Origin of the sequence: Gordonia lacunae (assembly GCF_002149015.1) — a bacterium.
Taxonomy (GTDB): domain Bacteria; phylum Actinomycetota; class Actinomycetes; order Mycobacteriales; family Mycobacteriaceae; genus Gordonia; species Gordonia lacunae.
Window position 1 is genome coordinate 100,838 of record NZ_NGFO01000006.1, and the last position, 13,638, is coordinate 114,475.

Below are 13,638 nucleotides of genomic sequence, written 5' to 3' on the forward strand. Positions count from 1 at the left end.
ACTTCTCCTCTCACAGACGAAGGCACCCAGGCGATGAGCCGGGGTGCCTTCGTCGTTGCGAGGTGAACGCTCAGGGGGTCACGATCGGGAAGCTCGGATCGGCGGTGTCGAGGACTGCGGCGAGCTTGTCGAGTTCACTCGCGTCGCCGTCGATCGTGATGGCTCCGCTGTCGGCGAGTTGCGACGCCGCACCCGGCCGGAGCAGTGCGCCGGTCAGCGCCGCCTTCGGACCGGAGATGGTCGCCCGGGCGTCGTCGGCGTGGTGTTCGCGCGCATTCAGGACGCCCCGTGCCACCCACATCGTCCACCGGGCGTCGCTGTCGCTGAAGGTCAGATTCACGCGGATGTCGGCGTCGGCGGCCTTGTCACCGTCGATCTGCACGGCGACGAAGTCGAAGAGGATGTCGATGGGCATGCCCAGGATCGAGTCCTCACTCGCGGTCGTGAACGGAGGCGGCAGCGGGCCCTCCCGCAACTCCTTGGCGGCCGTCAGGAAGATCCCGCGCCACTGCGGGCCCTCGGCCTGATAACCCATCTGTTCGTAGGCATCGGCCTGCAGCTCGCGGGCCTCGGTGTCGGACGGGTCGGCGAAGACGAGCTTGTGCAGGATCTCCACCGCCCAGCGGTGATCGCCCTCCTCGATCGCCCGGCGCCCCTCGGCGAGAATCGCCGGCGCACCGATGAGGTCGACGTAGCGGCGGGCGGCCTCGACCGGCGGATGGGGATGCAGCGACACGGGATCGCCGTCCCACATGCCGAGTTCCTTGGTGAACACCGCCCGCACGTCGTGATGAAGCGTGCCGTGATACCCGCGGTTCTGCCACGCGAGGCGTAGCTCGTCGGGGAGTTCGAGAGCCTCGGCGGCCTCCAGCGGCGTGTACCCCTTGTTGGCCAGACGAAGCGACTGGTCGTGGATGTACTTGTAGGCGTCGCGCTGTGACTCGATGAATCCGACGAGTTCACGGTTTCCCCACACCGGCCAGGTGTGCGGACCGTAGTGCACCTCCGCCTCGTCACCCCACCGCTCGAGGGTCTCGTCGAGGTAGCGAGCGAAGTTGCGTGCGTCCCGCGTCCGCGCGCCGCGCAGGGTCTGGATGTTGTGCAGGGTGTGGTTCGCGTTCTCGGCGCAGGTCAGCGCCTTCAGTTCGGGTATCCAGATGTGCATCTCCTCCGGCGCCTCGGTGTCGGGCGCGTAGAGGAACTCGAACTCGATGCCGGCGATCTCGCGACGCGCTCCGGTCTCGGTGATGAGGTCGGTCGGCGAGATGTACGACACGACCGGCCCTTTGGTGCTGACGACGCCGATGCCACAGGTGATGTGGCCGAGCGGGTCGAGTGGCAGATGACTGCCGAAGGCGTAGCTGGCGCGTCGGGCCATCGCATTGCCGGCCACGACGTTCTCGCCGATGGCGTACTTGTCGAACTGGTGGCCCGGCGCGATGATCGGGACCTTGCCGGATGCGACGTCATCGGGGTCGACGACCCCTTTGACGCCGCCGTAGTGGTCGATGTGGGTGTGGGTGTAGATGACCGCGGCGATCGGCTTGTCGCTGACGTGCTCCCGGATCATCGCCATGCCCTGACGCGCCGACTCGACGCCCGCCATGCAGTCGATCGCGATGAGTCCGTCCTCACCCTCGATGATGGTGAGGTTGGCGATGTCGTTGTTGCGCACCTGATACACCCGGTCGGTGACCTGGAACAGTCCGCCGCGGCGGATCTGCTGCGACTGGCGCCAGAGACTGGGATTCACCGAATCCGGTGCGGGCGCGTCGTCGTCGATGTAGTCCAGGGCGGCCGCGTCGAAGACGACCGAACCGTCGGAGTCGGACAGCACGTTGCCCGGCAGTTCGGCGATGAGTCCGCGGGCACTGAGTGCGAAGTCCTCGACATCGTCCATCGCGTAGCGCTCGCGCGCGGCGTGGTTGGCCGAGATGGTGTGGGCATCAGGGGGTTTGGGCTGGGTACACACGTTCGGATACTCCTCTCGGGTTGCTCAGGGCGTCACGATCGGGAAGTCACGGTCGTAGGTGACGAGCACACCGCCGAGCCGCGTGAAGGCCGCGAGATCACCGGTGTGGTCGAGGGACTCGGCGTCGACCCCTCCCCCGAGCAGTCCGAGCAGTTGTGGTTTGGTCACCCGGAACACGAGCTCGGCGTCGGTGGCCTTGCCTGATGCCGCCCCTGATTCCGCGAGGTGGTGCGCCAAGAAGCCGTTGGACAGCACCGATCGGTGATACTCACCCACATCGGTGACATCCCAGTCGATCGTCGCCGAGAGTCGGTGCGCCGCAGGGCCGTCGATGCGCATCGCCAGCGAGTCCAGGATCTGTTCGACGGTCAGCGCGAGAGCCATCCCGGCGCCGATGTCCACCGCCTGCGGGGCGATCCCGTCGCGCAGTTCCTGCGCACCGGTCAGGTAGAAGTTGCGCCACGTCCCGCACTCGGCACCGAAACCGAGTTGCTCCAGCACCTCTGCAAGAGCGGCCTTGGCCCCCTCGTGGGTGGGCTCGGCGAACACCGCCTTGTCCAGCAGCTCGGCAGCGAATCGCAGATCGCCGGCCTCTCGGTACTCCTGTGCCTTGGACACCACCGCGTCGACGCCGCCGAAGCAGTCGACGTACCGCGTCGCCGACTCACGCGGTGGGTGCTGCCACAGCCGCGCGGGATTGCCGTCGAACCAGCCGAGGTAACGCTGGTAGATGGCCTTGACGTTGTGGCTGACGGCGCCGTAATAGCCGTGCGTGTGCCAGGAGTCGTCGAGGGCCGGTGGCATGTTGCCGTCGATCTCCTCGGCGATCTCCGCGCCGGTGAGACCCTGGTTCAGCAACCGGAGGGTCTGGTCGTGCAGGTATCCGTAGAGATCTCGCTGGCCGGCCAGGAATCCGTCGATCGCCTCGGCTCCCCAGGTGGGCCAGTGATGGGAGGCGAACACGACGTCGACGTGCCCCGCGATCAGCCGGCGGGCCTCGTCGAGATATCTCGACCACGCCTTGGCATCTCGAACCTGGGCGCCGCGCAGGGTCAGCAGATTGTGCAGGTTGTGCGTCGCGTTCTCGGCCAGGCAGGCGGCACGCAGATCGGGGAAGACGAAGTTCATCTCCGCCGGCGCTTCCGTGCCGGGGGTCAGCTGGAATTCGATGGTCACCCCGTCGACGACCTCGGTCTGCCCGGTCCGGGTGATGTCGACCGTCGGCGGGATCAGCGACACCCGGCCGGTGGAGTTGGTGATGCCGAGTCCGTCGCCGATCTGGCCGCGCGGCCCCGGGGGCAGCAGCACCCCGGTGTGGTAGATCCCGCGCCGGCTCATCGCGTTTCCGGCGTAGACGTTCTCCGACACGGCGTGCTCGAGAAAACCGTGCGGCGCGATGATCGGGACATCGGTGTCGCGGTCGATGACCCCTTCGACGCCGCCGAAATGATCGACGTGACTGTGCGTGTAGATGACCCCGGTGACCGGACGGTCCCCACGGTGCTTGCGGTACAGGGCCAGACCGGCGGCCGCGACCTCCACCGACACGAGCGGGTCGATGACGATGACGCCGGTGTCCCCTTCGATCAGGGACATGTTCGACAGGTCGAATCCGCGGATCTGGTAGACGCCGGCCGTCACCTCGTAGAGCCCGTTCTTGCGGCACAGGCGGCCCTGCCGCCAGAGGCTGGGATTGGCGGTCTCCGGACAGTCGTCATCGAGGAACCCGTAAGCCTGCATGTCCCAGATCGTTCGACCGGTGTCATCGGTGATCACACACGGGTCCAGGGTGTCGACGAATCCCCGGTCGGCATTCTCGAAATCGGTGGTATCGGAAAGATCTGGTGACACTGAACAAGCCTCCTCTGACATACCCCCGACGGAACAACAAATGGGCAGATCAAGTGAACATCGGCCGAACAGACGCGAAATGGCTTGCCGGATAGGTCGATCCACGTCTCTCACGCGAACAATCCGACATTCGCCACCCTTATGGCGTACAAACTACATTGTCGGCCACCATTTCGTGAGGAGTTCTCGATGGGATCCGTACTCGGAGAGTTGTTGCCTCTCGCGGTGGGTGTCGCGGTGTCGCCGATCCCGATCATCGCCGCCATTCTCATGCTCCTCGGACGCCACGCGCGCACGACGAGCATCGGATTCGCGGCGGGATGGCTCCTCGGCATCGTCGTCGCGGTGGCCGTGTTCGTGGCGCTCGGCAGTGCGGTCGACATCGGTGGTTCGTCGTCGAGCACCGGCTGGGTCAAGATCGCGCTCGGTGTCGTCCTGCTCGTCGTCGGTCTGCGGCAGTGGCGCTCGCGAAACAAGGAATCCGCGACACCGAAATGGATGTCGGCCATCGACGAGATGCGTCCGGTGACCGCGCTGGGAATCGCGTTCGCGCTGGCGGCGATCAACCCGAAGAACCTCGTACTCTGCGCGGCAGCGGGGGTCACGATCGCCTCCGGCGCGCTGTCGGTCTCGGGCGACATCGTCGCCGTCGCGGTGTTCGCCGTTCTCGCCTCGACCTCGGTCGTGGTGCCCGTCGTCGGATATCAGGTCGCGGCCGCCCGTCTGCGCGGACCTCTCGACAGCCTGAAGTCCTGGCTGCAGGCGAACAATGCGACCGTGATGGCGGTGCTGATCCTGGTGATCGGAATCGTGTTGATCGGCAAGGGAATCGGCGCGGCGAGCGGATAGGGACCATGACCGACCGCGCCCGGCTCGCGTTCCCGTCCCTCTGGGGTTACCGCCGCACCTTCCTGCGACCCGACGTCGTCGCCGGTCTGACCGTCTGGGCGGTCCTGGTACCCGAGGCGCTGGCCTACGCCTCGATAGCCGGGGTGCCCGCTGTGGTCGGTCTCTATGCGGCGGTCCCGGCGTTGATCCTGTACGCCGCCTTCGGGAGTTCGCGGCATCTCGTCGTCGGTCCGATGTCGGCGACGGCGGCGCTCTCGGCGGCCATCATCGCCCCGATCGCCGGCGGCGACACGATGCGCTACATCGCGCTGACCACGGCGCTGGCCGTCGTCGCGGGCGTCATCGGTCTCCTCGCCGCACTCCTCCGCCTCGGCTTCGTGGCCTCGTTCATCTCCGAGCCCGTGCTCAAGGGCTTTATCATCGGGCTCGCCCTGACCATCATCACCGGACAGGTCCCGGCACTCCTCGGCGTCGACAAGTCGTCGGGAGACTTCTTCGAACAGCTCGTCGGCGTGCTGACCGGTCTCGGCGACGTCCAGTGGCGCACCGCGGTGCTCGGCGTCGGCGCCCTCGTCGTCGTCCTCGTGCTGCGTCGGTGGCTGCCCCTGGTCCCGGGATCACTGGTCGTCGTCGCGCTCGGTATCGGCGCCGTGCATCTCTTCGGGCTCGATTCCCGCGGGGTCGAGGTGGTCGGGGACATCGACGCGGGACTGCCTGCCATGGGGCTTCCCGCCGGGGTCGACCTCGACGACTTCGTCGGCCTGATCGGCCCGGCGGTCGGGGTCCTGGTGATCGGCTTCGCCGAGGGACTCGGCGCCGCGAAGACGTACGCGGCCAAGGCCGGGTACACAGTCGACGCGAATCGCGAACTGGCCGGCCTGGGGGCGGCCAACGTCGGCGCCGGGCTCGCCTCCGGCATGGTGGTGAACGGCAGCCTGTCCAAGACCGCGGTCAACGGCGGAGCGGGCGCGCGCACCCAGCTGAGCGGACTCACCGCGGCGGCCCTCGTGGTGGTCACCCTGCTGGTCCTCACTCCCCTGTTCGAGGAACTGCCCGATGCGGTGCTGTCCGCGGTGGTCATCGCCGCGGTCCTCGAACTCGTCGACATCGGCGCGTTGCGGGACCTGTACCGGGTGTGGACCTCCCGACTCGGTGCGATCTACGGGCAGTCCGCCCGACTCGACTTCCTGGCGGCGATCGCCGCGATGTTCGGCGTGCTGGTCTTCGACACCCTGCCCGGCCTGGTCATCGGAATCGCCGTATCGCTGCTGCTACTCCTGTACCGGGTGTCGAAACCGCATGTCGCGACACTGGTCCGGGCCGAGACCCGGTGGGTCGACATCGACGGACACCCCGAACTGCCGACGGTTCCGGGCGTCCGGGTGCTGCGTGTGGAAGCCGGCCTCTTCTTCGCCAACGCCGACCACGTCCGCGACCAGATCGTCGCCGGCGCCACCGACGTCCACCTGATCGTGCTCGACGCCGAGACGTCGCCGTTCATCGACGTCAGCGCGGTGCGGATGCTGGCCGAGGTGCGGCGGACGCTGCGACGCGGTGGGGTCGATCTCCGGGTCGCGCGCGACATCGGTCAGTTCCGCGACGTGCTCACCACAGCCGATCCCGACGACCCCATCCCGCTGTACCCGAGCGTGGCCGCAGCCATCGCCGACGATCGCGACTGAGCGGGCACTTCGTCCGAAGACGCAGGTCGTCGAGGGTTCGGTCTCTCGCCGATCGCGCCCATGTCACAGGTCGGACTCGCGACTTGCCGGGGTCGACGCCGACGTGGTCTCTTGTAACTCAAGTCCCATCTGTCACACCCGCCACACGTGGCGGGTGCTCGATCGCCCTATCCGGTTGTCTCGACCGGTTGCCCGAAGGAGAGCCATGTCCCTCACGTCTCGGTTCACACGCCCCGACGCCGGCCTTCGCGTCACTCGCAACCGCGCGATCCGGCGATGCGGTGCCGGGCTGATGGGCGTTGCGATGGCGGCGGCCACGCTCACCGCCACGTCGGCACCCGCAGCCGCGGAGCCGCTCGTCCCCTCCAACATGCTCGGTGCGCTGTCGATCCCGTTCGACGCGGAGCTGGCGGGCGCGATCCGCCTGCTGAAGGCTGCGGGCGTCGACCAGATCGCCGTGCAGGCCGCGCAGACGATCATGGGCAGCGCCGGCCAGCTGTCGGTCGAGGACATCGCCGGTCGCGCGGGAGCCCTCCCGCTGCCGGCCGCCGCCGAGGGTGCACCCGCATCGGCCGCCACGCCCGCCGCCGCGCCGACCGATCCCATCGCCCTCCTCCGCACGCTGGGCATCCAGACACTCACCCCGTCGGTGGCGCCGTTCTGCACCGCGCCGACCGCCGACAACCCGCTCGGTCTCGTGACCGCCGGGGCGGGAGCCGTGGCAGGTCCGTGGCCGATGAAGACCGATCCACTGACCCAGCTCAAGCCGCTGCTCGACATGATCCCCGGGGTCAAGCTTCCCGAGAAGCTGAACCTCGTCGACAAGGGAGAGACCGCCTACGCGTTCGTGCCGGCCTCGCCGACGGCCGGCAGCGGCGGCAAGATGCAGGTCGCCTGGTTCAACACCAGCACCCTGCAGGGCGGCTTCGCCGATCTCGACCCGATCACCGACCGGACCGCGCTGACCGCGCTGCCCCTGCTGTCCGGGGTCCGGCTGGCACCGGTCAAGACCGGCAGCGGCACCATCTTGTCGGCGGTCTTCGGCAACGCGAGCAACGGCACCCAGAACTGCTGGTTCCTACCGGCCGTCGGCGTTGTCAACGCCTGAGCCACAACATCTTCGGCATCCTCTTCGCACAGAACGAACTGACGACACATGAACCCCCATGGCAACACTTCGAAACCCCGGAGTGCCCACCTCACCCGGGCCCTCGCGGCCGCAGCGGCTCTCACGATCGTCGTGGCTCCGGCCGTCGCCGGTCTGACGGCCACCGCCGCGGCCGAGCCCGCCCCGGGCACCTCGACACCGGGCACGTCCGCCCCGTCGTCCGGGCCGTCGTCCGACGACGCCGGTGCCCCTGCTGACGACAACGCGGGCACGGTCGACACGCGTGGTCCGGGACAGACCCCGGGCGCTGTCTACGCCAATCGTGAACTCCCCCGGGCACGTACGGTCGCGGGCGCGGCGTCAGGCAACGACTTCACCTACTGGAGCACCGGCGCCGACGGCAAGGCGCACCTCTCCTCCGGCGTGCTCATGGTGCCCAGCGGCCGCGCGCCCGCCGGCGGCTGGCCCATCGTCGCCTGGGCGCACGGTTCACGCGGCATCGCCGACAAGTGCGCGCCATCGACGCGGCCCACCGCCGAGGACACCGAGGAACTCAAGCGTTGGCTCGGACGCGGATATGCCGTTGTCAGCACCGATTACGCGGGCGTCGGAACACCCGGCACCCCGCAGTACTACGACCTGGAGGCCACCGCCCGCAACATCGTCGACGCGGTGCGCGCCTCGCGGGACATCGGAGACAATCTGTCGCGCTCGTGGGCGGTCGTCGGCGAGGGACAGGGTGCGGCGGCCGCCATCACCCTCGCCCGGCTGGCGCCGACCATCCAGGGCGGCAAACTCGACTTCAAGGGCGCCGCAGCAAGTTCGATCCCGGCCCAATTCGGTTCGCTGGTGGCCAATCTCGGTCCGTCCTCGGCCGCGATGCCGTCCGGGCTGGCCGCCGACGCGTTGTACACGCTGAGCGCGATCCGCAACGCGCAACCGGACATCGACGTGGACGCCTACCTCACCGACACCGGCAAGAAGTGGATGAGCAAGGCCGCCGCCTCGTGTGTGACCGAGTTCGCCCGTGAGGTGGACGGGCTCGCGATCGGTTCACTCTTCACCAAGCCGCTGTCGGGGAACACCGAGCTCACCGCTCTGCTCACCAAGGCGACCGATCTGCCGACTCGCGGCTTCGAACGTCCGGTTCTGATGACGCAGACCCTGCAGGACACCTCCGTCGTCGTGCCGCTCACGCTCAAGTACCTCAACGACGCGCGCAGCGGTGACACCAAGGTGTCGGCACGCACGTATCTGACCCTCGACGGAGCGCAGTCGAAGCGATTCTCCGACACCGACATCCGTGGGTTCGTCGCCCGAATCCTGCGGTGAGTCGAGCATTCCGGATCGCCTACGCGGCCGCGGCCGCGGCAGCGACGATCAGCGGATCCGCTGGTGGCCGACGCAGCGCCGAGATCACCAAGCCGATGCCGATCCTGCTGCTCGCAGCACGGGTGGCCGCCGGTGCCCGACGTCGTCCGGTCGCCGACACCGTCGCCTTGGCGGCCGTTCTCGGATTCTCGGCGGCCGGGGACCGGTTCATGCTGCAGGAGGAGTTCGAACACGGCGATCCGGCGGCGAAGGATCGGTTTCTCCGCAGGGGTGCCACGTCTTTCGCGGGTGCGCAGCTGAGCTATGCGGCCGCGATGTGGCGCGCCGGCGCACGGCCGTCGGTCCGTACGGTCGCACCGCGGGTGAGCATCCTCGCCGAGTCGGCGACGGTCCTGGCCCGCCACCGTCCGGCACTGCTGCCGGTGCTGAGTACATACGGCAACACGCTCGCGACCATGTCGGCGCTGGCCTCGGACATGCCCGCGCCGCAGCCGCGCATGCGCGCCGGCGGATGGTTCTTCCTGCTGTCGGATCTCGCGATCGTCAATCGACGGCACCTGGTCACCGATCCACGACTCCGAGTCGCCGGCGAGGCCTGGGTGCTCGCGAGTTACTTCACCGCGCAGTACCTTCTGGTCGGCGGACTCGCCGACCGGTAGGTCACGCGACAGCGCGACCCGAGCACGTCGAATACTGCGGGTTGGTCATCGGGAAGAACGCGAGCGCACCGATCTTCTGGCGGATCGTGAAGGTCACGGGACCGCTCCCCGGGTGGATGTCGACCTGCCACTTGACGGTGTAACCCCGGCCGGGAACGGTCGTCACACCAGTCCGCCCGGTGCGCAGATTGCGCCACGACACCGACACGTCGTAGGTGTATTCGAGTGCGACGCGCTTGGCGCGGTCCGTGCCGATGAGCGCGATCACCGGGCCGGGTAGGCCGTCGGCCGGGTACCGGATCTGGTTGAACACGTCGACGCGGACCTTGACCGTGCCCGCGGGCCACGGGTTGACGCTGTCGCATCGCAGCGTGGTGACGTAGTTCGCCCCGTCGTCGGCCGGCGCTGCCGTGGCGACACCGGAACCGAACAGCGACACCGCCAGGCCCATCACGGTTCCGACCACCATCGTGATCGTCCCCACCCCGAAGCGCCCGCGCCGTGGCCTGCTGTTCTCGAAGCCGCCCGTGTTCTCCCCGCTGATCATGGAGGCAGTCTAGAGCCGCGCACCTGTGCCGTCTGCCAGAATCGACCCATGCCGAAGATCCAGATCGCCCAGGAACCCGCGGCCGACGAACTCCTCTCCAGCGATTCGTTCGCCCTCCTGACCGGAATGCTCCTCGACCAGCAGTTCCCGATGGAACGGGCGTTCGCGGGGCCGGCCAAGATCCGCGACCGGTTCGGCACCATGGACCCGATCGAGATCGCCGACGCCGACCCCGAGGCGTTCGCCGACCTGTGTGCCACTCCCCCGGCCATCCACCGCTACGGACGATCGATGGCCGGGCGGGTCCAGGCACTCGCGAAGGTCGTCGCCGACGAGTACGGCGGCGACGCCGCACGCATCTGGACCGAAGCCGCCGACGGTGCCGATCTGATGAAGCGGTTGCGCGCACTGCCCGGTTTCGGCGACCAGAAGGCCAAGATCTTCGTCGCCCTGGTCGCCAAGCAACTCGACGTCAAGCCGTCGGGTTGGACCAAGGTCGCCGGGGATTACAGCAAGAAGGGATTCCGTTCGGTCGCCGACGTGACCGGCCCGGATTCGTTGCAGAAGGTCCGCGACTTCAAGAAGGCAGCCAAGGCGGCCAAGGCCGCGGAGACCTCGGGCACCGACTCCTAGGAGCGACACCGCCCGCCGGAATCGCGCAACCCTCACCCCGAATACACACCCGTTGGCCTAGGGTCGGACACCATGGAGTCCCTTCCGGATCGGTCTCTCTCCGGCCGTCCCGTCCCAGGTCGACGCGAAGTCGAGCGTCGACAGGCCGCCCTCGATCCCGGCCGCGCGCTCGTCGAGATGCCGTTCCGGGTCGGCTTCGCCGTCACCGGCGTGGTGCTGAGCGCCGCGGAATCCGCCGTCACCATCGCCCGGGTGACCGCCAGCAGCGTCCAGCACGAGCTCGCGCTGGCCGTCGGGGTCGATGCCGATGAGTTGGGCAGTGCCCGCACGCCGTTGGCCCTCCTCAACCAGCTGTCCGAGTTGCTCGGACCCGACCGGCCGTTCGGGCGCATCCTCGCCAACGGCGGCCCACTGGAACGGTTGCTGAATCCGGGCGGCGTCATCGACCGCTTGACCGCATCCGACGGCCCCCTCGAGAAGCTCACCGCGAAAGGCGGGCTCCTCGATCAGATGGCTGACGAACGCGGCATCCTGATCCGGCTCACCGCCAAGGACGGCCCGCTGGATCGGTTGACCCGCGCAGGCGGCGTCGTCGACCAGTTCACCGAGAACGAGGGCATCCTCGAACGTCTGACCTCCGAGGGCGGGATCGTCGACAAGCTGACGGCACCGGACGGCGTGCTGGAGAAGGTCACCGCGGCCGGAGGCATCCTCGACCGGCTCGCCGCGGACGGCGGGCTGCTCGATCAGCTCGTCGGCGAGGACGGCGCCGTCGAACGGGCCATCGCTCCCGGCGGTCCGCTCGACCGGATCACCGAGCTGACCGAGGTCATCGGCCAACTCGCGCCGAACCTGCTCGCGATGCAGGACACGGTGCACGAGTTGGCCGAGACCGTGGACCTGCTCAATCAGACGGTCGCACCCCTCGGCGGCCTGGCCGAACGACTTCCCAAGCGGCTCACCCGTCCGCCGAAGGGGTCGGGTGGCAACGGCAACGGAGACGCCACTCCCGCCGACTCGAACGGGTACCCGCGGGCCTAGCCTCCGGACCCTGCACGCCGCAGTCACTCAGAATGGCGGCGGCTCGTCGTCGTGGGTTGTCGGCTGATGGTGGGCTGCCTCGCTCCGGGCTCGCCGTTCCGCTTCGCGCTGCGCCTTGTTGCGGGCACGTTCTTCTCGCCGCTTCGCGTGTTTCGCGGCGGTTCGTTCGGTGATCGTGCGCGGCGGTCGGTGTCCTCGTTCCGGCACGATGATCCGCGGTGTCGGCGGGGCTTTCGCGGCTTGCTCGAATCGGATACGGCGCAGGTTGGGAAACAGGTCTTCGAGGGTTTCGGCCTCGCCGGGGATGACGAAACCCTCCGGCGTCACAAACTCGGTGACCAGTCGGCCGTGGTCATCGCGGTACTGCACATCGGTCCAGTCGCTGTGCGTCTTGTGCAGATGACCGGCACGGCATTTGGCGTTGAGGTTCTCACTCGACGTCGCACCCCCGCGGGCGGGCCGGGCGTGGTCGTACTCGGCGACATGGTCGACATCGGCGGTGAACGCCGAACGCGTGCAACCGGGTTCGGTGCAGTAACCGTCCCGTACACGCACGAACTCCGCACATGCACTGGTCGGGCGATACGGGTCACCGGGCAGCGCGCCTGGAAAGACCACCACGGTGGCCGTACCCGGCTTCGGTGCGACGGACTCGGCGGTCCGCGTGCACTCGTCCTCGGCGGCGACCCGCGCCGGTGGTGTGCGCACCGGGGTGACCGGGCTCAGGGTGGCATCGGGCCGCGCGGCGAGATCACGCACGTGTTCGTCGCAGATCACCCCGTGTCCGTCAACCCACCCGGGCCCCGACCCACCGGCCAACGTGTCGGCGTCGGTCACGACATGGATCACGATCTCGGCACCCGCCGCCGCGCCGGCAGGATCGACGGGTGGTGCGGTGCAGTCGGATTGTCCGCATGCGCACGTGAACGCTGTTCGGGTGAGCAACGCGCACATGGCGTCGGAGTTGCGTTGGCTGCGGGTGCGGCCGTCCCGGTCGCACACCGATGCCGCGAGCGCACGCACCGAGGCGTCGCAGGCCCGGATGTTCTCGGCGGCCATGACCGCGGTGATCTCCGCGGTCCCGTCACCGTGGTTTTCGGTCCACACGCCTCGTGTGTCGAGCGCTTCGCGGCGTCGTTCGCGGACAGCGTCGGCGTCGTGGCCGAAGACCAGCCGGTCGATCATGTCACGCAAGCCTGACGTCGACCACGACCCGACCCGATTCCGCAGCAAGGCGGCGATGGATGCGTCGAGCACCTCGATGATCCGGCGGCTGTCGAGGTCATCGGGATCGAGAAGGTGATCATCGGACACCAGGTGGGTGCGGCCGATGATCTCGCGGATCTGGTGCGGGGCGATGATGCCGTCGCGCAACGTCTCCAGCACCCGCGGCAGCCGACTACGAAGACACAACGCCTCATCGACCATCGCCCCGGCGCGGTAGCGGGTGATCCCGGCCTCCCGCGAGACCCGGGCGACGATGTCGCCGAAACCGTCGGACACGTAACTGTTGCCGACCGAACTCAACAACCGGTCACACAGCACCAGGATCGTCTGATACCGGCACCACGCCAGATACGACTCCCCGGCACGGATCGACCCCAGACGATGCATGTGGGCGGCGGTGTCGGCGTCGGCCGGACGGGCAGGATCGACCCCGGCGAGAAACTCGCCCGGCAGATCGGTCCATGCCCCCACAGTGACTCCCCCGAAGTCGTTGCCGCCCGGCCTGGTTGCCGGTCCAACTGATACATGCACGGTAGACCCGATCACCGACAAGAAATCGCGCGTCCGATGATCAGTCCCGGTATCTGCGGCCCCGCCGGCATCGAGCTCGCGCTCCCAGAGGAGCGAGCTCGCGAGCGCCACCCCTGCTCCCAGAGGAGCGAGCTCGCGAGCGCCTCACCCTGCTCCCAGAGGAGCGAGCTCGCGAGCGCCACCCCTGCGCCCTGAGGAGCGAGCTC

11 protein-coding genes are annotated in these 13,638 nt (G+C 68.4%); 7 read left to right on the plus strand and 4 right to left on the minus strand.

Going from position 1 to position 13,638, the window contains the following annotated elements:
- Positions 1-70: 70 nt before the first annotated feature.
- Both CA982_RS06910 and CA982_RS06915 read right to left on the minus strand, forming a co-directional pair.
- Positions 71-1,972, minus strand: a complete 1,902-nt coding sequence (locus CA982_RS06910; protein WP_244176154.1) for an alkyl/aryl-sulfatase — start codon at positions 1,970-1,972, stop codon at positions 71-73.
- Between the two features lie 24 nt (positions 1,973-1,996).
- A complete protein-coding gene (locus CA982_RS06915) occupies positions 1,997-3,823 on the minus strand; it encodes an alkyl/aryl-sulfatase (protein ID WP_086534588.1) in 1,827 nt (608 codons plus the stop codon).
- Positions 3,824-4,012: 189 nt separating this feature from the next.
- On the opposite strand from CA982_RS06915, the gene CA982_RS06920 reads away from it, so the two are divergent.
- The 5 genes from CA982_RS06920 (at position 4,013) to CA982_RS06940 (ending at position 9,453) form a co-directional block, all read left to right on the plus strand.
- Positions 4,013-4,672: a GAP family protein gene (locus CA982_RS06920; protein ID WP_086534589.1), complete on the plus strand. Its 660-nt coding sequence runs from the start codon at positions 4,013-4,015 to the stop codon at positions 4,670-4,672.
- A gap of 5 nt (positions 4,673-4,677) precedes the next feature.
- The gene (locus CA982_RS06925) at positions 4,678-6,354 is read left to right on the plus strand and encodes a SulP family inorganic anion transporter (RefSeq protein WP_086534590.1); all 1,677 of its coding nucleotides are present in this window, start codon (positions 4,678-4,680) and stop codon (positions 6,352-6,354) included.
- A 205-nt stretch (positions 6,355-6,559) separates the two neighbouring features.
- Complete coding sequence (locus CA982_RS06930; RefSeq protein ID WP_086534591.1) at positions 6,560-7,462, plus strand: hypothetical protein; 903 nt, start codon at positions 6,560-6,562, stop codon at positions 7,460-7,462.
- A 48-nt stretch (positions 7,463-7,510) separates the two neighbouring features.
- The gene (locus CA982_RS06935; protein ID WP_086534592.1) at positions 7,511-8,794 is read left to right on the plus strand and encodes a lipase family protein; all 1,284 of its coding nucleotides are present in this window, start codon (positions 7,511-7,513) and stop codon (positions 8,792-8,794) included.
- Positions 8,791-9,453: a lysoplasmalogenase family protein gene (locus CA982_RS06940; RefSeq protein WP_086534593.1), complete on the plus strand. Its 663-nt coding sequence runs from the start codon at positions 8,791-8,793 to the stop codon at positions 9,451-9,453. Before CA982_RS06935 ends, CA982_RS06940 begins: the two co-directional genes overlap by 4 nt.
- A 1-nt stretch (position 9,454) precedes the next feature.
- On the opposite strand, the gene CA982_RS06945 is transcribed toward CA982_RS06940, so the two are convergent.
- Positions 9,455-10,000 carry a hypothetical protein gene (locus CA982_RS06945; protein WP_086534594.1) on the minus strand — a complete coding sequence of 182 codons (546 nt, stop codon included), beginning with the start codon at positions 9,998-10,000 and terminating at the stop codon, positions 9,455-9,457.
- Between the two features lie 48 nt (positions 10,001-10,048).
- Here CA982_RS06945 and CA982_RS06950 point away from each other — a divergent pair, with 48 nt between their 5' ends.
- Both CA982_RS06950 and CA982_RS06955 read left to right on the plus strand, forming a co-directional pair.
- Positions 10,049-10,633: an HhH-GPD-type base excision DNA repair protein gene (locus tag CA982_RS06950; protein WP_086534595.1), complete on the plus strand. Its 585-nt coding sequence runs from the start codon at positions 10,049-10,051 to the stop codon at positions 10,631-10,633.
- A 72-nt stretch (positions 10,634-10,705) separates the two neighbouring features.
- A complete protein-coding gene (locus CA982_RS06955) occupies positions 10,706-11,674 on the plus strand; it encodes a hypothetical protein (RefSeq protein WP_086534596.1) in 969 nt (322 codons plus the stop codon).
- Positions 11,675-11,701: 27 nt separating this feature from the next.
- Here the strand turns inward: CA982_RS06955 and CA982_RS06960 are convergent, their stop codons facing one another.
- Positions 11,702-13,372, minus strand: coding sequence for an HNH endonuclease signature motif containing protein (locus CA982_RS06960; RefSeq protein ID WP_086534597.1), 1,671 nt, complete (start codon positions 13,370-13,372; stop codon positions 11,702-11,704).
- Positions 13,373-13,638 lie beyond the last annotated feature (266 nt).

Coding starts and splice junctions, on each gene's coding strand:
- CA982_RS06920 (WP_086534589.1), top strand. CDS start 4,013: ATGGGATCCGTACTCGGAGAGTTGTTGCCTCTCGCGGTGGGTGTCGCG.
- CA982_RS06925 (WP_086534590.1), top strand. CDS start 4,678: ATGACCGACCGCGCCCGGCTCGCGTTCCCGTCCCTCTGGGGTTACCGC.
- CA982_RS06930 (WP_086534591.1), top strand. CDS start 6,560: ATGTCCCTCACGTCTCGGTTCACACGCCCCGACGCCGGCCTTCGCGTC.
- CA982_RS06935 (WP_086534592.1), top strand. CDS start 7,511: ATGAACCCCCATGGCAACACTTCGAAACCCCGGAGTGCCCACCTCACC.
- CA982_RS06945 (WP_086534594.1), bottom strand. CDS start 10,000: ATGATCAGCGGGGAGAACACGGGCGGCTTCGAGAACAGCAGGCCACGG.
- CA982_RS06950 (WP_086534595.1), top strand. CDS start 10,049: ATGCCGAAGATCCAGATCGCCCAGGAACCCGCGGCCGACGAACTCCTC.
- CA982_RS06955 (WP_086534596.1), top strand. CDS start 10,706: ATGGAGTCCCTTCCGGATCGGTCTCTCTCCGGCCGTCCCGTCCCAGGT.